Below are 17,536 nucleotides of genomic sequence, written 5' to 3' on the forward strand. Positions count from 1 at the left end.
TTTGTGAATTCATGAAAACAGGGGACACGGCTGGTGTGTTTGCGCCATGCCAGCAGCCATCGCGCGAGACACGTCTTGACCTCATGCAGCGTTTCCCAGCTATTGGGACAATGAAAGTCCGCGCCTTCCTTGGATTCATGAGTCTGACCGCGAGTTTGCTGTTTGGCGGCTGTGCCAAAAAAGAAACACCTTCAACTCATTCCCTCTCTTCGCCAGAAACCCAGACCATCATCGTGGGCCTCGATGATAATTTTCCTCCCATGGGCTTCCGCGACGAGCAGCACCGGCTCGTCGGCTTCGACATCGATCTCGCCCGCGAAGCGTGCAAACGCATGGGCGTTGCAGTGGAATTCAAACCCATCGACTGGAGCGCCAAGGAAGCCGAGCTCAACAGCAAACGCGTGGATGTTCTCTGGAACGGCCTGACCATCACCGAGGAACGCAAAAAGAAAATCGCCTTCACCGCGCCCTACATGGAAAATCACCAGATCATCGTCGTCACCGGTAAATCCGGCATCAAGGACAAAGCCGGGCTCGCCGGCAAGGTGGTCGGCGTGCAGGAAGGCAGCAGCGCCGTGCAGGCGGTGGAAAAGGATGCGAAAATCCGCAATTCATTCAAGGGCCTGAAGTCCTTCGGTGACAATGTCACCGCTCTCATGGACCTGAGCGCGGGACGCCTCGATGCCGTCGTTGTGGATGAAGTTGTCGGTCGCTATTATACATCGAAAAGGCCTGGTGAATATATTATATTGATGGAACACTTCGGCACCGAGGACTATGGCGTCGGCACGCGCAATGATGATATAGAACTGCTGGCCAAATTGCAAAAAGCGCTCGACGATATGAAGGCTGACGGCACCTCCGCGCGCATCGCCGTGCAGTGGTTCGGTGCGAATATCGTCAAATAACATGATTCGAAGGCCGGGATTTCTTCGAAACTCAACATATTGGTATTTAACAACATTCCCCATCGCGAACCTGCCTGATGGATTACATATTCAAGATTCTGCCGCCGCTTCTTGAGGGCAGCGCGACCACGCTCAAGCTGTTTTTCGTCACGCTGATCTTGTCCGTGCCCCTGGGATTGCTGCTGGCGTTGCTGCGCATTTCCCGTTTCCGCACCGTCAGTCTGGCCGTGAACGGATACATCTGGCTCATGCGCGGCACACCGCTGATGCTGCAAATGCTGTTTATCTATTTCGCGCTGCCCTTTGTGCCGGTCGTTGGCGTGCGGTTGCCCGATTTCCCGGCGGCGATTGTCGCATTCGCGCTGAATTACGCCGCTTATTTCGCCGAGATTTTCCGCGCAGGCATCCAATCCATCGACAAGGGCCAATACGAGGGCGCGAAGGTGCTCGGATTCAGTTATCCGCAGACTATGCGGCGCATCGTGCTGCCCCAGGTGATCAAGCGCATCCTGCCGCCGATGAGCAACGAGACCATCACGCTGGTCAAGGATACCTCGCTCATCTACATCCTCGCGCTCAATGATCTGCTCCGCGCCGCGCGCGGGCTCGTGCAACGCGATTTCACCACCTCTCCGTTCATCGTGGCGGCACTTTTTTATCTGCTCATGACCCTCGTGCTCACATGGGGCTTCCAGCGTCTGGAAAAACGTTATGCCGCTTATGACTAACCCCATGATCGAGACGCGTGACGTCCGCAAAAACTTTGGCGCGCTCGAAGTGCTGAAAGGCGTTTCACTGCGTCTGGAGAAAGGCGAAATCGCCGCCATCATCGGACCGTCCGGCTCGGGCAAGAGCACGTTTCTCCGCTGCCTCAATCATCTCGAAACCATCGACCGGGGACGCATCGACATAGAGGGCGAAAATCTTGTCGCCACCGACCAGGCGGGGGCCTGCCGCTATGTGCGCGAATCCGAGGTGCGCCGTATCTGCGCGCGCATGGGCATGGTGTTTCAGCATTTCAACCTTTTCCCCCACATGACCGTGTTGGAAAACGTGATCGAGGCCCCCATCACCGTAAAGGGCATGCGTCGCGCCGATATTCTGCCCAAGGCAGAGGCATTGCTCAACAAGGTCGGCCTGTGGGACAAGCGCGACAGCTACCCGTCGCATGTCTCCGGCGGACAAAAACAGCGTGCCGCCATCGCACGCGCGCTGGCGATGGAGCCCGACATCATGCTTTTCGATGAGCCGACTTCCGCGCTGGATCCCGAGCTAACTGGCGAGGTGTTGCGCACGATGAGACAGCTTGCGGACGAACGCATGACGATGCTCGTGGTTACGCACGAGATGGCCTTCGCCCGCGAGGTGGCCAACACCGTGGTTTTCATGGATCAGGGCGAAATCATCGAGTCCAAACCGGCCGTCGAGTTTTTCAAGAATCCGGAACACCGCCGCACCCGGGCCTTTCTGGAAAGCATGCTGTAGGCGACATCGAAGAGCGGTCACCGGCCATCTGCGTCACTTGGCCAAGACCATGCGAACGCCCCTGCATCAATCCCACCAATAAAAAACCGCCGAAAGGTTTATCCGGCGGTTCACAATAGATGGGCAACCTGAAACGCTTTACTTGGCGGCAGTTGTCGGAGGCGGAGGCAGCTTGGTCAGGGAACTCTCGTTCGCCTTTTGCGCCACCATCTCGGCATAGCGATGCACCTCCAGCTCGGCAGTGTTGCGGGCAATCATCGCCTGAGCTATTTCCTTGTTCATCTCAATGAGGCTACGGGAAACGCCCTGCCGTTTCTCACGCAAGGCATCCAGCTCTTTTTCCAAATCAGCAGATTCCTGCTTGTATTGGTTCAGGTCAGCCGTGAAGCGATCGCGGTCATTCTCGATAGCCTTGATGGCATCATCAAACTCCTTCTTTTTGGCCAGACGCTTTCTCTCCTCTTCCGCCTTACGCTCGGCGTCACGCTTTTCGGCCTCGACGCGCGCTTTTTCGCGCAGCTCGGCCTTTTCCTTCATCTGGCGCGTCTCCTCTGCATCCTTGGCGACTCTCTTGGCCTCTTCATCGGCAATGATCCTTTGTTTTTCGCTGCCATGGAAAAACAGAAACGCCACCATGAGCACAATGGGAACAACAATATAAAAAATACGGGCTTTCATCAGGAAAATCGTAAAGGTTTAACTTTTCTTCTGTTGCGCGGCCAGACGGGCCGCATCGGCGGCCGCCTTCTCCGCCGCATTTATCTTGATCAAGGTTTGTTCAAACACAGCCTTGGTTTGGGTCACCTTTTGCGTCTCGGATTTAAGATAATCGATCTGGATCTGCTGGAGATTGATCTGCTCGGTCAACTTGTCCAAAGCGGCTTTCTCTTCCGATATCGCCTCCTTTAGCTTGCGGACCTGCCCCATCTGGCGGTCACGTTCGCGATAGGCCAGATCCCGGGCATCCGTGACCTTCTCCTTGAGCTCAGCGTTGGCCTGCTCCTCGGCGGTGCGCTTTTCCCGTTCGATCCGGCGCTGTTCGCTTGCCGCCACCGCGTCCTTGTAAGCCTCCTCGCGTTTCTGGTTTTCCAATCGCCGGCGTTCGGCGATATCTTTGGCGATTTGCTCCTGGCGCGCATGCTCGGCGGCTTCAATGCCGTCCTTTTTCTGGGCATAGAAAATATAAAAAATTCCACACGCCACGATTGGTATTATGAAATATAGTTTTTTCATTTTGGAAATTAGGCTTGTTTGTTGGTCGGTTTGGATGCGGCCGTTGCTTGTTGCGGTTGATTTCTGTTCAGTCGCGCATCCCGGTCCTTGATTGCATCGTCAATGGCCTGCTTGAGATCCTTGGCCTCGCGCGATTCAGGCGCGAGCGTCAGCGCCTTGTCCACGGCCGCCTTGGCGTCATCAAGCTGCTTGAGCTCAAACATGAGGTAAGCGATAAAAAATTGCAGCGGCCCCGGGCGGGGGACTCCCTTGTCCACGGCGGACTGCATGTATTTAAGCGCCTCGGGATAATTATCCAGATTATAGAGCAGGTTGCCAATCTGCATGTCGATCGTCCCTTCCTTGGGGAACATCTTTGCGATCTCCTTGTAGCTATTGAGCGCCTTTTTCTCGTCCTTGATCTGGACATAAGTCTGGGCGAGCATCTCCCAATTCTTCTGCGTCGGCTCGATCCTGCCGTCCCGCAGTCCGCTTTCCAGCAGATCAATCGCCCCCTCGAATTGATTGGAGTTGAAATAAATTCCAACCAAGCGGAAATAATCCTCCGGTGTCTTCAGGAATCCCGCTTTCTGGGCGCGCTCAATGGTGATGATCGCCTTGGCATAGGCGTCCTGTCTTTGCAGCGTTCCTTCCTTGAGGCTCTCTGCCTGAATCAAGTAGGGATTCAGCAACTGGCCCCAGTATTGGCTGTTGTTTGGATTTTGTTGAACGAGCAGCTCAAGATACTTCGAGGCCTCCATCAATTTTGCCACGCCCTGTGCCTTTTTTTCGGCGGCGGAGTCCTTGCCCGCTTTTTCATCTTTTTCCGCCTCCACCATGAGTGCCTGCGATTGCACCTGCAAGGTGGCGATCAAAAGTGTGTAGAGTTGCTCCCGCGGTTTTACTTCCAAAAGGAGTCCCTTGCGGCATTCGTTTTCGGCCAAGGCCAAGCGCGCGAGATCCGGCGTGTCCGCATTATCGGTGGCCTGACTGTATAAAATCGACGCGGAAAAGAGCAATGCCTCCACGGTCGGCTTTGGCGTCTCATTCAACCATTGGCGGACGGTTTCATAAGCTTTGTTATACTTTGCCCGCTTGACCTCGGGATTTTTTTCCATCGCGGCTTCCTGCGCATAGAGTTGCGCGAGCAGCCAGCGAAGCTCGAGTTCGCCGCGTTTCTCGAAATACTTATAACGCTCGCTGAGGCTGAGCGCGGTCTCAAGGGGGGCGATGGCGGCGGCATAGGCGCTTTTATACAGGTATGCCTGCACCTTCATCTGTGAAAGGTAGGCGATATCAAAGCTGTTCGGCTTGGCCTGGGCGATCAGCTTGTCAACCGCGTCGACAAGCTGGTCATATTGCTTGTCGTTCAGCATCTTTCCAAGCGCAGCCACCTGCTCGGACACCTTGTCCGAAAGTTGTGGTTTTTCGTCCGCCTGAGCGGCCATCCACGAGGGAATGGCAAATCCTGCAAGAAGGAGAACCATCTTGAGCACGGATTGGCGGGGAAAAATGGATTTAAAAAACGTCATGGAATTGCGTCGTAAATTACTCGTCCTCGGAGAGGGTGAAGTTGATGGGAACCTGCATGCGGGTGTTCACCGCCTTGCCGCCCTTGCGACCGGGACGGAAACGCCATTTATACACCGCATCCATGGCCGGCTTCTCAAACTCGCGATGAGTGGAACGAATCACTTCAACATCACGGACGGTCCCGTTCATATCCACGATGAATTGGAGAATCACCTCGCCGTTGATACCGTTGCGTTTCATCTCAAACGGATACACCGGCGCCTGACGGACGCCGCGCACGGCGGGCTGCTGATCGAGGTCCGCAAGGTTAAAGACTTGTCCGAGATTGCTGCTCACACGACCGGTAGCCGGAGGACCGGCCGGAATCGTGACGGTATTGGAGGGCGCACCCAAGGATGGCGGCGGCGGCGGCGGAATCGCAGTCGTGAAATCGGTGACCGACACGGAACTGGGGACAGCCATCAGACTGGGCGGGGCAATCGTGGCGACATCGACCGCGGGCTCGTCCGACTGGGTCGGATCAATCTCCACCGGTTCCTCGGGCAGCGGTGGCGGAACATACAGGTCCACCTGCGTCGTTTGGCTATGGGCGGTGTCAGCCTTCGAAGATGGAAAAATCGAATCCCAAATCTTCCCGCCATAACCCAAACCTCCGTGAAAGGCGAGGGAAGCGAGCAGTCCTATGATTAAATCGCGGCGCATGGTTGTCTCGTAAATTCAGCGTCCCGATGGACGATAAGCGGTTTCAAATGAAATGTTTTCACGCTCAATGCCCGAGCTGACCGCGATGTCCAGCGCCTGGATGAGGCGTCCATACTTTGCGCGATCATCGCCCGTTATGATCACCTTGGGCACCGTCCCGTTCGCCATCGAGGTGTTTTTGTATGATGTTATATGGTGTGTCAGCTCACGAATGGTCGTGATGTCACGATTAAAAAACACGGAATCGCCATCCGAGACTTGCACCACGGCGGGTGGTTCGGGCGGCGTGTCTTTAGTGGGTACCGGCGTGGGCAGTTTGCTTTCCTGCGATTGGATTTTGTTCAGGGATAACGTGAACAGAACGAAAGTCGCCAGCAGAAAAAAGATAACGTCGATCAGAGGGATGATCTCGATGCGCGCCTTCTTTTTGCCGCCTGTGTCGAATGGATTTTTTACTTCAACTTCAGCCATGTGATGTGTTCCCCAAAGTTTGTCCTGTTTAGAAAATCTCCTCGCCGGGCGGCATGATGCGCGTTTCCACCATCACTCTGGTGACGCCCGCGTTGCTAATCTGCTCAAAAACGTAACGCGCCGAACTATACTTGGCATTTTCATCCGCGTTTATAAGGAAGACCGCGTTTTGCGGGCCCACCTCGGCCACCCGCGCGGACAGCCTTTGTATAAACTCCTGCAATGTGATCTGGTCTTTTTCCCAACCGACGGTGTCCTCCTCGGTGATGGAAATCGTGACGGTGTTTGTCGGGTCGCGCGGCACGCTGTTTTTGGTCGAGGGCAGACTGACGTTCAAGCCGTTGGACTTGTTCAACGAGAGGGTAAACAAAACGAATGTCGCGAGGAGAAAGAAGATGACATCGATCAGGGGAATAATCTCGATGCGCGCTCTTTTTGGTCCGTCGCCTTTATGTGCTCCGCCGCCAGCCATGGTGGTAAATTATTTTTGGAAGGATTTTTTGAAAAGAGAATGGCCAAAGCCTGCAGGTTTTGGCCGATGCCGGCCGAAGGCCCGCCGCCAATAGGCGCCGTTAGACGTGGGCTTCTTTTCCCTTATTGGTGAGAAGGGTGAGCGCGTTGGACGCGTCGCCGATGTCGTGTTTGGCCTGCTCCGTCTGGGCGTTAAGGATGTTGAACGGGATCAGGCCGAAGATGGCGATGGCCAGACCGCACATGGTGGCGATGAGCGCCTCACCGATGCCGCCCATGAGGGAGTTGGAGGCGGAGGCGATGTCGGTGGAGCCGCCCAGCTCGCCGAAGACCCTCATCATGCCGGTGACAGTGCCGAGAAGGCCGAGGTAAGGGGCGGCGGTGACGGTGGTGTCGAGCACCGCGCCGCCCGCCTGGTAACGCTTGAGTTCCTGGCTGGAGGCGCGCACGAAGGCGGTGGAGAGGGACTGTTCGCGATGAGTCAGCGCATAGATGAGGATGCGGGCCACGAAATCGCTGCTCTTCTTGCCCAAGGCGATCGCGCCTTCGGGATCGCCCTGCTCGACGCGCTCAAGCATCTTCTCCACCACCTCGGGCTGGCGGCTGATCATCTCGCGGATAATGAAGATCGCGCGCTCGATGGCCACGGTGAAGCAGACAAAGGATGTGATGAGAATCGGCCACATGATGGGTCCGCCATGGATGAAGAGCTCCATGGGCCCGAGGCCCATCAGCTTAAACGCGGCTATTGGCATACTGGTAGCAGTGATCATAATGGATTTTTTTGTTCAGGAGTTAGAATCGGTTATTTTGCAAGATTGTGTAACTGACAGAAAGGGGAATGCGTCTTCGGGATGTATGACGCAGTGAGCGTCGTTTTATTAAAAAAAATCTTCGGTGGGATTTAACTAAAAGCGCCAGAAAGGACTATTCTTACAGTTCGAGTTACTCAGGGTCTTGATCGAATTTTCGGATGCGTGTGCCTGTCTGACAGGTTTTTTGGGAATCGGTGCCGAATCGGGACTGAGGAGAGGGGATTGATTTTGGGTGGAATCCGGCATTGCCGGGTGGAGGGATTGGGAAACTTTACAAGTGAGATAAGGTCGCGAGCAAATTCAAGAAATTCTGGTTTGCCGCAGAGGGAGTCAATGCTGTTTTTGGGTTTAAGAGGCCATTCAATCGAGGGATTTGGCTGCCCGACTAGGACTCGAACCTAGACAAGCAGAGTCAGAATCTGCTGTGCTACCATTACACCATCGGGCAGTGAGAAAACACACGAGCGGCACGGACGCGGATGGAGCCGGTGACTGGATTCGAACCCGCAACCGCCTGTTTACAAAACAGGTGCTCTACCGTTGAGCTACACCGGCAAATCCCGGAGCGATCTCTGGGTGGGTTGAAGGCGGCGCGCCAATTCATGCGATTAAAGTGAAAAGAACAGGCCGGAATGGAAGCCGGCGGGTGGATATTTTGGTGGCTCCCCAGGGACTCGAACCCTGAACCAATTGATTAAGAGTCAACTGCTCTACCATTGAGCTAGGAAGCCAGTCAAAACAAGGGGGCGAATACCTTGGCAACAAGGCTAGCTTGTCAAATCCTTTTCTGGAAAACGATGCGAATTTCATGGATTGGATGAAAGCGGAAGATGCCCATCTGGTTTGGGCGGGAGGGTTTGCAGCCCGCTCGCAAGCCCGTCCCAGACAGGGAGTGGAAAGGGGCACGGTGAAAAATCCACCGGCCATCGACCACCGCGGGAGCATTCTAATTATCGAATGAGTGGTGAAACGTCATTCCCCGGCGCGCGGCTTGGACGGGGATTTCCCTCTCTTCAACGCGTCGCTTTCCAAGCAGGAGCCGCAACCCGGGGCACGATGGCAGGCCGACTTTCTCCTCGCGCCGCATCCTTAGGATCGAGGAGAAAGTTGGCCGAAAACAGGCAAATCGCGTCCGGCTTCCGGGCGGTCTCCTGAAATTTTCCCTTTACACCGTCGGCGCGCTCTAGTGTTTTCTTCCGCTCTTCTCATGCAAAAGACCAAAAAGTCCGTTGCCAAACGCTTCAAGCTTACCGCCAAAGGCAAGCTCGTGCGTCGCACTCCCGGCTTCCGTCACCTGCTCGCCTCGAAAAGCACCAAGCAAAAACGCCGTGCCTCCAAGGACAAGCTCGTTGCCGAAGGCCACGCCGCGCCGCTCCTCCGCTGCCTCCCGCACGGTCTCTAAGCCGGCAAGCGCCACATCAAACCAACAACTCCGCCCTGCCGGGTGATCCCAACGAGACGACCCGGCGGCGATCAAACCACACATAACATAACATGCCTCGTGTCACAAACTCACCCGCGTCGCGCAAGCGCCGCAAAAACACGCTGAAGCACGCCAAAGGCTACTTCGGCAACAAATCGAAGCTCTTCCGCTACGCGAAAGAAGCCGTCCAGCATGCCTGGCGCTACGCCTACGCGCACCGCCGCAAGAAAAAAGGCGATTTCCGCGCCCTCTGGATTGTCCGCCTCAACGCCGCCTGCCGCAACGCCGGCATCAGCTACAGCCGCTTCATCGAGGGCCTCAAGGCCGCCAACATCGGTCTGGACCGCAAGGTGCTCTCCGACTTGGCCATCCGCGACGAAGCCGCCTTTAACGCCCTGGTCAAGCAAGCCCAGGACGCGTTGAAGACCAAGGCCGCCGCCGCGACGAAAGCCTAAGCTCTCCCAAACGCGAGCCCCTGCGCTACAGAGCGGCTCGCCTCCTCAATCACCTTCCACGGAGGACGGGCCTCGATACCACGAGGTGCCGTCCTCTTTTTTTGGCAGGATTTCCCAATCATCCTCTCTTCTTTTTCTCCCAAAACACCGCGCATTTCGCGGCCAACAACCACTCATGCAAACCCAGCTCACCGCTCTCCTCGAACAAGCCCGCGCCGAACTTCTCACGCTCAAGGCGCGCCCCGAGTTTGAGGCCGCCAAGGCCCGCTACGTCGGACCCAACGGCGCCCTCACCGCCTGCATGAAACAAATGGGCGGCCTTCCCAAGGAGCAAAAGCCCATCGTCGGCAAACTCATCAACGAAGTAAAAACCGCCCTTGCCGCCGAACTCGACGCCACCCTCGCCCGCATCGAGGCCGCCGAACTCGACGCCCAGCTCGGCCCGCCCATCGACCCCACCCTCCCCTCGCCCGACGACCACGAGGGACTCCGCCACCCGCTCACCCAAACCCGCGACCTCATCGCCGCCACCTTCCGCAAGCTCGGCTTCGTCATCGCCGAGGGCCCCGAGCTGGAAAGCGAGTGGTTCTGCTTCGACGCCCTCAACACCCCCGACGACCACCCCGCCCGCGACATGCAGGACACCCTCTACTTTCCCCCCGCGACCCGCGCCACCGAAACCACCAAGAAAGCCGACGAAGCTTACGTCCTGCGTCCCCACACCAGCTCCGTGCAAATCCGCACGATGCTCGCGCGCAAGCCCCCCATCCGCATCGTCGCCCCCGGACGCTGCTTCCGCCGCGACACCGTCGATGCCACCCATTCCGCCAATTTCCACCAAATCGAGGGCCTCTGGGTTGATCGCAACGTCACCGTCCGCGACCTCAAGAGCGTGCTCGACAGCTTTGTGCGCGAGATCTTCGGCGCCACCGCGCAGACCCGCCTGCGCCCCAGCTTCTTCCCCTTCACCGAGCCGAGTTTCGAGATGGACATCAAGGCCCCCAACCTCGGCCGCCTCAGCGACCGCTGGCTGGAAATCATGGGGTGCGGCCTCGTTGACCCGAAAGTTTTCAAGAACGTCGACATCGACCCGGAGCAATGGACCGGCCTTGCCTTCGGCATGGGCATCGAACGCATTGCCATGCTCATCCACGGCATCGACGACATCCGCCACTTCTACGCCAACGACCTCCGCTTCCTCCGCCAGTTCGCATGAGCAATCGCGGAGTGTTTTTTTAGACAGAATGAACGGAATGATTTTGAATGAACAAAATGAGCGACACTCCGGAACAGCAGCCCTATGACCTCTCTGGAAAAATTATCGGATTGGCGATGAAAATTCACTCCACGCTCGGCCCGGGATTTCTCGAATCCGTCTATCAAAACGCCCTCGCCCACGAATTGCGCCGCGCAAACATCCCCTTCCAAACCGAAGTCCGCCTCAATGTTCATTACGAAGACGCCATCGTGGGTATTTTTGATGCCGACATGGTGGTCACCTGCTCGCTCATTGTTGAAAACAAATCCGTTCAAAAACTCGCCCTCGCGCATGAAGTGCAACTCGTCAATTACCTGACCGCCACGAAAATCGAGGAAGGACTGCTCCTCAACTTCGGCTCCGACCGCTTGGAATTTAAGAAAAAATACCGCCACCGCTCCGAATAACACCCCATCCGATCCGCCTAAAATCCATTCCGTTCATTTTCTCCCATTCTGTTCATTCTGTCCAAAAAAACTTTCCCGATGAAAATCTCCCTCCAATGGCTCTCCCGCTACATCGACCTCTCCGGCCTCCCCGTCGCGCAAATCACCGACGCCCTTCCCATGCTCGGCCTCGAAGTCGAGGAAACCGCCAGCGCCGGCCTCCAGCCCCTCAAAAATGTCGTCATCGGCAAAATCCTCTCCTTCGAGAAACACCCCAAGGCCGACAAGCTCTCCGTCTGCTCCGTTGACACCGGCGACCCCGCCGGCCCGCGCCAAATCGTCTGCGGCGCGAAAAACTTCGCCGCGGGCGACCTCGTCCCCGTCGCCCTCCCCGGCGCCGTCCTCCCCGGTGATTTCGAGATCAAGGTCAGCAAGCTCCGCGATGTCGAATCGCAGGGCATGATGTGCTCCGCCCGCGAACTCGGCCTCGGCGACGATCACGCCGGCCTCCTCATCCTCACCGCCCGCGGCCTCCCGGTCGGCACCTCCATCAACGACCACTTCCCGCCGCCCGACACCGTCCTCGACCTCAGCATCACCGCCAACCGCGGCGACTGCCTCGGCCACATCGGCGTCGCCCGCGACCTCGCTGCGTATTTCGACCGCGCCCTCCGCCTGCCCGGGCTCACCGACGCCACCCCCGCCGCGCCCGCCCCCGCCTCCGAGGCCGCTCCCCTCCTCGCCTCCGTCTCCACCACCATCGAGACCTGCCCCTACTATACGGCCACCGCCATTCGTGGCGTCCGCGTGGCGCCGTCCCCCGACTGGCTCGCCCGCGACCTCCTCGCCGTCGGCCTGCGCCCCATCAACAACATCGTGGACATCACCAACTGGGTCATGCTCGAAACCGGCCAGCCCCTCCACGCCTTCGACGCCGCCAACATCGGCGGGCAACAAATCAACGTCCGCCCCGCCCGCCCCGGCGAAACCATAAAACTTCTCGACCAAGGCCGCGTCGTCGCGCTCGAGACCACCGACTGCGTCATCGCCGACGCCCAAAACGCCCTCGCCATCGGCGGCATCATGGGCGGCGAAAACAGCGGCGTCACCGCCGCCACCGCCAACATCGTCCTCGAAGCCGCCTGGTTCCGCCCCGGCCCCATTCGCAAGACCAGCCGCCGCCTCGCCCTCTCCACCGACAGCGCCCAGCGCTACACCCGCGATGCCGATCCCGCCGGCGTCCTCTTCGCCGCCCGCCGCGCCACCGCCCTCATCCTCGAACTCGCCGGCGGCACAGTCATCGGTCCCCGCGCCGTCGTCGGTGCCCCCTCCCGCGGAGACCGCGCCATCGACCTCACCGCCGACTACGTCCGCGCCCGCTGCGGCTTCGATATCGACGACACCACCATCGCCGGCACCTACCGCCGCCTCGGCTTCACCGTCGCCCAGGCACCCTCCGGCGCCTGGCGCGTCACCGTTCCCTCCTTCCGCTCCGACATCGACCGCCCCATCGACCTCGTCGAGGAATTCGTCCGTATCCACGGCACCACTACAATCCCCTCCACGCCCATCGCCGCCCCCGCGCCCGGCGACATCGAAAACGACGACCCGCTCGCCACCTTCACCCGTCGCGCCGGCGCCCACCTAGCCGGCCAGGGTTTCGCCGAGTGCGTCCACTACACCCTCTGCGACGGACACGACCTCGCCGCGCTCTTCGGCCAGCCGATGGCCGACGCCCTCGCGCTCGCCAATCCCCTCACCAGCGAACTCGGCCACATCCGCCCCTCGCTCATCCCCGGCCTGCTCGACGCCCTCGCGCTCAACCTCGCCGCGCACAACGCCCCCCGCCGCCTCTTCGAGATCGGCCGCGTCTTCCGCCCCGCGCCCGACGGAGCCTTGCGCGAACTCACCGCCGTGTCGTTCGTCGTCCTCGCCGCCCCCGCCACCCGCGCCTGGCTCACGCGCGCCCCCGTTGACTTCTACCACGCGAAAAAACTCGCGCTCGACCTTGCGGCGCTCGCCGGCGTTTCCGCCGCCCGCCTCCAGTTCCATCTCATCACCGACAACGCCGCCGCCGGCGCCGGAAAAGTTGCCCCTCTGCCCGCCCCCGCGCTCTGGCAGCGCAACCACTCCGCGCAGACCACCGACCGGGCCCGCCAAATCGAGCTCGCCTGCGGCCTCATCGACGCGAAAACGGCCCGCGCCCGCGACATCAAAGGCCACGCCATCATCGCCGGCGAATTGCTCCTGCCCCGGCAGATTTTCACGACCGAGTCAAAACGCACCCGCTTTCAACCCTTCACCGCCTATCCCCCGACCACGCGCGACCTCGCCCTCGTGGTTGACGCCGCCACGCCCGCCGGGGACGTGGCCGACAAACTCAAAACCACCGCGGCCAAAATCGCCGGCAAAACCTTCGCCGTGGAAGCGATCAACATCTTCGACCTCTACCAAGGCCAAAACCTTCCCGACGGCAAAAAGAGCCTCGCCCTCTCGCTGACCTTCCGCGCCTCCGACCGCACGCTGACCGACGACGAAGTCAACGCCGCCTTCACCAAGCTCCAGACCGACCTCGCCAAATCCACTCCCTGGCAAATCCGAAAATAAGCAATCTACCCGCCATGCCCGCCGACCTCGACATCGACCACATCGCCCGCCTCGCCCGCATCGACCTCACGCCGGAGGAAAAAGCCGCCTTCTCCGCCCAGCTCGGCGATGTCCTCGCCCACATCGAAAAACTCAAGCAAGTGGACGTCACCTGCGTCGAACCCACCGCGCACGGTTTTCCCATCTACAACGTCTGGCAGGCCGACGAGCCCGGCCCCACCCTCACACCCGAACAGGCCCTCGGCAACGCCCCCGCCCAGCGCGACAACATGATCGCCGTCCCCAAAGTCGTCGAATAATACCATTTATGAACAAGATTGTCTCTTTAGGTAGGGCGAGGCGTCCCGCCGAGCCGCGAATACCCAATGGCTCGGCGGGACGCCTCGCCCTACCTCCTAATGGCATCTATAATGCCATTCTCATTCGCAAATACCCGTGACCTAAAAAATCTCCCGATGCCCACCCACCGCACCATCGCCGACCTCGCCGACGCCCTCGCGAAAAAAGAACTTTCCTCCGTCGAACTCACCCAGGCCGTCATCGACCGCACCGCCGCCGTCGAACCGCGCGTCCGCGCCTTCACCTCTTGGGACTCCGCCGACGCCCTCGCCCAGGCCCGCGCCTCTGACGAACGCCGCGCCGCCGGCCACGCCCGCGGGCCGCTCGACGGCATTCCCATCGGCATCAAGGACAACATCGCCGTCACCGGCCAGCCGCTCACCGCCTCGTCCAAAATCCTCGCCAGCTACCGCTCCCCCTACGACGCCACCGTCATCACCCGGCTCAGGAATGCCGGAGCCGTCATCTGGGGCCGCCTCAATCTCGACGAGTTCGCCATGGGCTCGTCCACGGAAAACTCCGCCTTCGGCACCACCGCAAACCCCCACGATCTCACGCGCGTCCCCGGCGGCTCCTCCGGGGGAAGCGCCGCCGCCGTCGCCGCCGGCGAAGCCATCGGCACCCTCGGCTCCGACACCGGCGGCTCCATCCGCCAGCCCGCCGCCTTTTGCGGAGTCACCGGCCTCAAGCCCACCTACGGGCTCGTCTCCCGCTACGGACTCGCCGCCTTTGCCAGCTCACTGGACCAAATCGGCCCCCTCACCCGCACCGTGGAGGACACCGCCATCCTCCTGCAAGCCATCGCCGGGCACGATCCTCTCGACTCCACCTCCTGCCAGATCGCCGTCCCCGATTACCGCGCCGCGCTTCATTCCAGGCCGCCCCGCTCCGCGCCCCGCCATCTCGGCATCCCGCGCGAATACTTTGGCGAGGGACTCGACCCGGAAGTTGGCGCCGCCGTCGGGCAAGCCGTCGCCCACTATAAAAAACTCGGCTACGAAATCCGCGAAATCTCCCTGCCCCACACCGAGCACTGCCTCAGTGTCTATTTCATCGTCGCCACGGCGGAATGCTCCTCCAACCTCGCCCGGCTCGACGGCATCCGCTACGGCCACCGTTCCCCCGCCGCGACCGATGCCGTTGACATCTACACCAAAACCCGCGCCGAAGGATTCGGCCCCGAAGTCAAGCGCCGCATCATCCTCGGCACCTATGTCCTCAGCAGCGGCTACTACGACGCGTATTATCTCCGCGCGCAAAAAGTCCGCACCCTTATCCGCCAGGATTTCCAAAAAGCCTTCGAGCAGGTGGATGCCATCATCACGCCGGCCAATCCCGGCACCGCCTTCAAGAAAGGCGAATACGCCAAGAACCTGATGGCGCTCTACCTCTCCGACATCTACACCATCGGGGCCAATCTCGCCGGCCTCCCCGGCATCAGCCTGCCCTGCGGCTACAGCAAGGACAACCTCCCCATCGGCCTCCAGCTCCTCGGGCAGCCCTTCAAGGAAACCGACCTCCTCCAGATCGCCCACGACTACGAAGCCGCGCACGACTGGGCGAAACGTTTTCCGAATCTCTAAAACCGAATGCTCTTCTGTAATTTTGCATGAACTACGAAGCCGTCATCGGACTTGAAGTCCACATCCAGCTCAAGACCCGCACCAAGATGTTCACCCGCGCCCCCGCCGGCTACGGGCACGAACCCAACACCCTCACCGACCCCGTTGTCCTCGCCCTTCCCGGCGCCCTCCCCGTCCTCAACAAAACCGCCATCGACCAAGTCATCCGCGCCGGCCTCCTCGTCCATTGCCGCATCGCCGACGAATGCCGTTGGGACCGCAAAAACTACTTCTATCCCGACTCCCCGAAAAACTACCAGCTCACCCAGCAATTCCGCCCCATCTGCCTCGGCGGCGAAGTCGAGATCGAGCTCCCCGGTCCCGCCCGCAACATCATGGGGGCGCACAAAAAAATCCCCCTCAACCGCATCCATCTCGAGGAGGACGTCGGCAAGCTCAACCACCACGCCACCGACTCCCTCGTCGACTACAACCGCGCCGGCACCCCGCTCATGGAGCTTGTCACCGAGCCCGCGTTGCACTCCGCCGACGAAGCCTTCGCCTTCCTCACCGCCCTCCGCGCCCTCATGCAGCAAGGCGGCGTCTCCGACTGCGACATGGAAAAAGGCCAGATGCGCTGCGACGTCAACGTCTCCATCCGCCCCGCCGGCGCCACCGCGCTCGGCACCAAGGTCGAGATGAAAAACCTCAACTCCATCGCCTACGTCCGCGACGCCATCGCCCACGAAATCCGCCGCCAGACCGCCCTCGTCCAGTCCGGCGGCCAGGTCGCGCAGGAGACCCGCGACTACGACGGCCTCACCGGCGCCTCGCAATCCCTCCGCTCCAAGGAAGACGCGCACGACTACCGCTTCTTCCCCGACCCCGACCTCATGCCCGTCCGCGTGGACGAAACCTGGAAGTCCTCCATCGCCGCCACCCTCCCCGAGCGCCCCTTCGACCGCCAGCGCCGCCTGATGGAAAAATACAAACTGCCATATGGAAAAGCCTCCGTTTTCACATGGAATAACGAACTGGCGGAACACTATGATGAGTGCCTAAAGCAGGCAGGAAATCGAGCTGTTTCTTTTGCGGAAAAAATAGCGGATTATGTAACTAATGCCGCTACCAGCAAAAAAACATGGACAGAATTTTTGCGTGAAATCGAGCGCATAGAAAAAGAAAATCCCAGTGCAAAGAAACTAATCCCTTCTGAATCGGATGATCCAAATAAACCTGATTTAGATTTCTTCCTGAAGGAAGTAGCCACTCCTCCGTATCTTGCAGAGATTGCGAATCTTACATCAAACTATGGCTATTTAATAACGTCATCGAATTTTCCCTCTTTGTCCGCTGAGTATTTTGTGAGCAGCAGTAACGCTGTCGGAAAAGCAAAAATCCCATTTATTAAAAAGTCTGCTGATAAATTGGGCCTGAAACCCCAGCCCGCCGACACTGGCGAACTCGAGCAATGGTGCCGCGACGCCATCGCGGCCAACGCCAAGGCCGCCGCCGAATTCCGCGCGGGCAAGGAAAGCGCCATCAACGGGCTCAAGGGCCCCGTGATGAAAGCCAGCCGAGGCAAGGCCAACCCCCGCGAAGTCGACGCCACCCTCCGCCGCCTCCTAGCACATTCTGAATAATGTCGCGATTGGACTCTGTGACCTGAAACATACCCGAATTTTGCCGGCAATGTAACCCATTAGGTTACATTGCCGTCCCCGCAGTTCCAAGCGCTCCAGCCATTCTTTTCATTCACCTCACTTTCTCATCGCACAAAAGAGAAGTCGATTTTGTCCCAAGTCGCGCCCGGAAAATCCTCACGCCCCGCGCGCGCCTCGTGTAAACTCGGCCCCCTGTGCAACCCGCCCTCATTCCCGCTCCGGAAAAACAATTCCGGCCTGTCTCA

18 protein-coding genes and 3 tRNA genes are annotated in these 17,536 nt (G+C 59.3%); 11 read left to right on the forward strand and 10 right to left on the reverse strand.

All coding sequences use genetic code 11. The features are described 5' to 3' along the window. Positions 1-110 precede the first annotated feature (110 nt). The 3 genes from OH491_RS06535 to OH491_RS06545 all read left to right on the forward strand — a co-directional run bounded on the left by OH491_RS06535 (position 111) and on the right by OH491_RS06545 (position 2,393). Positions 111-908 (forward strand): amino acid ABC transporter substrate-binding protein, encoded by a 798-nt coding sequence (locus OH491_RS06535; protein WP_068771780.1) that lies wholly within the window; start codon positions 111-113, stop codon positions 906-908. Positions 909-985: 77 nt separating this feature from the next. After that, entirely contained in the window at positions 986-1,636 is a 651-nt protein-coding gene (locus tag OH491_RS06540; RefSeq protein ID WP_068771779.1) for an amino acid ABC transporter permease, read from the forward strand. A 4-nt stretch (positions 1,637-1,640) separates the two neighbouring features. Further along, positions 1,641-2,393: an amino acid ABC transporter ATP-binding protein gene (locus tag OH491_RS06545; protein ID WP_068771778.1), complete on the forward strand. Its 753-nt coding sequence runs from the start codon at positions 1,641-1,643 to the stop codon at positions 2,391-2,393. A 138-nt stretch (positions 2,394-2,531) separates the two neighbouring features. On the opposite strand, the gene OH491_RS06550 is transcribed toward OH491_RS06545, so the two are convergent. The 10 genes from OH491_RS06550 to OH491_RS06595 all read right to left on the reverse strand — a co-directional run bounded on the left by OH491_RS06550 (position 2,532) and on the right by OH491_RS06595 (position 8,328). Beyond that, positions 2,532-3,071 (reverse strand): hypothetical protein, encoded by a 540-nt coding sequence (locus tag OH491_RS06550; protein ID WP_068771777.1) that lies wholly within the window; start codon positions 3,069-3,071, stop codon positions 2,532-2,534. A gap of 18 nt (positions 3,072-3,089) precedes the next feature. Then, positions 3,090-3,626, reverse strand: a complete 537-nt coding sequence (locus OH491_RS06555; RefSeq protein ID WP_068771776.1) for a hypothetical protein — start codon at positions 3,624-3,626, stop codon at positions 3,090-3,092. A gap of 8 nt (positions 3,627-3,634) precedes the next feature. Further along, positions 3,635-5,137 (reverse strand): tetratricopeptide repeat protein, encoded by a 1,503-nt coding sequence (locus tag OH491_RS06560; RefSeq protein ID WP_068771775.1) that lies wholly within the window; start codon positions 5,135-5,137, stop codon positions 3,635-3,637. Positions 5,138-5,153: 16 nt separating this feature from the next. Further along, entirely contained in the window at positions 5,154-5,840 is a 687-nt protein-coding gene (locus OH491_RS06565) for an energy transducer TonB (protein ID WP_068771774.1), read from the reverse strand. 15 nt (positions 5,841-5,855) lie between these two features. Next, complete coding sequence (locus OH491_RS06570) at positions 5,856-6,311, reverse strand: ExbD/TolR family protein (RefSeq protein ID WP_068771773.1); 456 nt, start codon at positions 6,309-6,311, stop codon at positions 5,856-5,858. A gap of 28 nt (positions 6,312-6,339) precedes the next feature. After that, positions 6,340-6,783: an ExbD/TolR family protein gene (locus OH491_RS06575; protein ID WP_068771772.1), complete on the reverse strand. Its 444-nt coding sequence runs from the start codon at positions 6,781-6,783 to the stop codon at positions 6,340-6,342. A gap of 100 nt (positions 6,784-6,883) precedes the next feature. Then, positions 6,884-7,468 carry a MotA/TolQ/ExbB proton channel family protein gene (locus OH491_RS06580; RefSeq protein WP_334319524.1) on the reverse strand — a complete coding sequence of 195 codons (585 nt, stop codon included), beginning with the start codon at positions 7,466-7,468 and terminating at the stop codon, positions 6,884-6,886. Positions 7,469-7,971: 503 nt separating this feature from the next. After that, positions 7,972-8,045: transfer RNA gene (locus tag OH491_RS06585), tRNA-Gln, on the reverse strand. 32 nt (positions 8,046-8,077) lie between these two features. Beyond that, positions 8,078-8,152, reverse strand: a tRNA-Thr gene (locus OH491_RS06590). Between the two features lie 101 nt (positions 8,153-8,253). Further along, positions 8,254-8,328 (reverse strand) — tRNA-Lys (locus tag OH491_RS06595). Between the two features lie 476 nt (positions 8,329-8,804). Here OH491_RS06595 and rpmI point away from each other — a divergent pair. The 8 genes from rpmI to gatB all read left to right on the forward strand — a co-directional run bounded on the left by rpmI (position 8,805) and on the right by gatB (position 17,270). Continuing rightward, positions 8,805-8,999: a 50S ribosomal protein L35 gene (gene rpmI / locus OH491_RS06600; RefSeq protein WP_068771770.1), complete on the forward strand. Its 195-nt coding sequence runs from the start codon at positions 8,805-8,807 to the stop codon at positions 8,997-8,999. A gap of 92 nt (positions 9,000-9,091) precedes the next feature. Beyond that, positions 9,092-9,475 carry a 50S ribosomal protein L20 gene (gene rplT / locus OH491_RS06605; protein ID WP_068771769.1) on the forward strand — a complete coding sequence of 128 codons (384 nt, stop codon included), beginning with the start codon at positions 9,092-9,094 and terminating at the stop codon, positions 9,473-9,475. A gap of 175 nt (positions 9,476-9,650) precedes the next feature. Continuing rightward, positions 9,651-10,691: a phenylalanine--tRNA ligase subunit alpha gene (gene pheS / locus OH491_RS06610; protein WP_068771768.1), complete on the forward strand. Its 1,041-nt coding sequence runs from the start codon at positions 9,651-9,653 to the stop codon at positions 10,689-10,691. A gap of 56 nt (positions 10,692-10,747) precedes the next feature. Further along, complete coding sequence (locus OH491_RS06615) at positions 10,748-11,140, forward strand: GxxExxY protein (protein ID WP_068772000.1); 393 nt, start codon at positions 10,748-10,750, stop codon at positions 11,138-11,140. Positions 11,141-11,218: 78 nt separating this feature from the next. Further along, on the forward strand, positions 11,219-13,726 hold the full coding sequence (pheT, locus tag OH491_RS06620; RefSeq protein ID WP_342750915.1) for a phenylalanine--tRNA ligase subunit beta: 2,508 nt from the start codon (positions 11,219-11,221) through the stop codon (positions 13,724-13,726). 14 nt (positions 13,727-13,740) lie between these two features. Continuing rightward, positions 13,741-14,025: an Asp-tRNA(Asn)/Glu-tRNA(Gln) amidotransferase subunit GatC gene (gene gatC / locus OH491_RS06625; RefSeq protein ID WP_342750916.1), complete on the forward strand. Its 285-nt coding sequence runs from the start codon at positions 13,741-13,743 to the stop codon at positions 14,023-14,025. A gap of 156 nt (positions 14,026-14,181) precedes the next feature. Continuing rightward, a complete protein-coding gene (gatA, locus tag OH491_RS06630; protein WP_068771766.1) occupies positions 14,182-15,648 on the forward strand; it encodes an Asp-tRNA(Asn)/Glu-tRNA(Gln) amidotransferase subunit GatA in 1,467 nt (488 codons plus the stop codon). A gap of 26 nt (positions 15,649-15,674) precedes the next feature. Beyond that, on the forward strand, positions 15,675-17,270 hold the full coding sequence (gatB, locus tag OH491_RS06635; RefSeq protein ID WP_068771765.1) for an Asp-tRNA(Asn)/Glu-tRNA(Gln) amidotransferase subunit GatB: 1,596 nt from the start codon (positions 15,675-15,677) through the stop codon (positions 17,268-17,270). Positions 17,271-17,536 lie beyond the last annotated feature (266 nt).

It is taken from the genome of Termitidicoccus mucosus, assembly GCF_038725785.1.
In the GTDB taxonomy this organism is placed as follows: domain Bacteria; phylum Verrucomicrobiota; class Verrucomicrobiia; order Opitutales; family Opitutaceae; genus Termitidicoccus; species Termitidicoccus mucosus.

Excerpts from the sequence above, each read along its gene's own strand:
- OH491_RS06535 (WP_068771780.1), top strand. The coding sequence starts at position 111 with ATGAAAGTCCGCGCCTTCCTTGGATTCATGAGTCTGACCGCGAGTTTG.
- OH491_RS06540 (WP_068771779.1), top strand. The coding sequence starts at position 986 with ATGGATTACATATTCAAGATTCTGCCGCCGCTTCTTGAGGGCAGCGCG.
- OH491_RS06545 (WP_068771778.1), top strand. The coding sequence starts at position 1,641 with ATGATCGAGACGCGTGACGTCCGCAAAAACTTTGGCGCGCTCGAAGTG.
- OH491_RS06550 (WP_068771777.1), bottom strand. The coding sequence starts at position 3,071 with ATGAAAGCCCGTATTTTTTATATTGTTGTTCCCATTGTGCTCATGGTG.
- OH491_RS06555 (WP_068771776.1), bottom strand. The coding sequence starts at position 3,626 with ATGAAAAAACTATATTTCATAATACCAATCGTGGCGTGTGGAATTTTT.
- OH491_RS06560 (WP_068771775.1), bottom strand. The coding sequence starts at position 5,137 with ATGACGTTTTTTAAATCCATTTTTCCCCGCCAATCCGTGCTCAAGATG.
- OH491_RS06565 (WP_068771774.1), bottom strand. The coding sequence starts at position 5,840 with ATGCGCCGCGATTTAATCATAGGACTGCTCGCTTCCCTCGCCTTTCAC.
- OH491_RS06570 (WP_068771773.1), bottom strand. The coding sequence starts at position 6,311 with ATGGCTGAAGTTGAAGTAAAAAATCCATTCGACACAGGCGGCAAAAAG.
- OH491_RS06575 (WP_068771772.1), bottom strand. The coding sequence starts at position 6,783 with ATGGCTGGCGGCGGAGCACATAAAGGCGACGGACCAAAAAGAGCGCGC.
- OH491_RS06580 (WP_334319524.1), bottom strand. The coding sequence starts at position 7,468 with ATGTGGCCGATTCTCATCACATCCTTTGTCTGCTTCACCGTGGCCATC.
- rpmI (WP_068771770.1), top strand. The coding sequence starts at position 8,805 with ATGCAAAAGACCAAAAAGTCCGTTGCCAAACGCTTCAAGCTTACCGCC.
- rplT (WP_068771769.1), top strand. The coding sequence starts at position 9,092 with ATGCCTCGTGTCACAAACTCACCCGCGTCGCGCAAGCGCCGCAAAAAC.
- pheS (WP_068771768.1), top strand. The coding sequence starts at position 9,651 with ATGCAAACCCAGCTCACCGCTCTCCTCGAACAAGCCCGCGCCGAACTT.
- OH491_RS06615 (WP_068772000.1), top strand. The coding sequence starts at position 10,748 with ATGAGCGACACTCCGGAACAGCAGCCCTATGACCTCTCTGGAAAAATT.
- pheT (WP_342750915.1), top strand. The coding sequence starts at position 11,219 with ATGAAAATCTCCCTCCAATGGCTCTCCCGCTACATCGACCTCTCCGGC.
- gatC (WP_342750916.1), top strand. The coding sequence starts at position 13,741 with ATGCCCGCCGACCTCGACATCGACCACATCGCCCGCCTCGCCCGCATC.
- gatA (WP_068771766.1), top strand. The coding sequence starts at position 14,182 with ATGCCCACCCACCGCACCATCGCCGACCTCGCCGACGCCCTCGCGAAA.
- gatB (WP_068771765.1), top strand. The coding sequence starts at position 15,675 with ATGAACTACGAAGCCGTCATCGGACTTGAAGTCCACATCCAGCTCAAG.